1 protein-coding gene is annotated in these 373 nt (G+C 72.1%); it reads left to right on the top strand.

The features are described 5' to 3' along the window. The coding region (locus KN815_RS13205) for a TIM barrel protein (protein ID WP_216342001.1) at positions 1–250 on the top strand (250 nt) is incomplete at its 5' end. Between the last annotated feature and the right edge of the window lie 123 nt (positions 251–373).

Below are 373 nucleotides of genomic sequence, written 5' to 3' on the forward strand. Positions count from 1 at the left end.
GGGCGGGGGCGGCCGCATCGCCGCCTTCCAGCTCGCCGACTGGATCACCCCGCTCCCGGAGGGCGTCCTGCTGGGCCGGGGCCAACTGGGCGACGGCTCGGTCGACTTCCGCTGGTTCCGCGAACAGGTCGAGGCCACGGGCTACACCGGCCCGATCGAGGTGGAGATCTTCAACCCGGACCTGTGGGCCCGGGACGGCGCGGAGGTCCTGGCGGAGGTGGCCGACCGCTATCGGGCGCTGGTGCTGTAGGGATTGCTTCGGGGTGTGTTCGGCAGGCGTGCGTCCAGGCCGCCGTACGCACCCCGGCGCGGGGAGTCCTGAGACTCGCTGAACGATGCCCGACGCCAGCTTGGCAGGGCTAGGTCATGCGAG

Source organism: Streptomyces niphimycinicus, assembly GCF_018883605.1.
GTDB classification, from domain to species: Bacteria; Actinomycetota; Actinomycetes; order Streptomycetales; family Streptomycetaceae; genus Streptomyces; species Streptomyces niphimycinicus.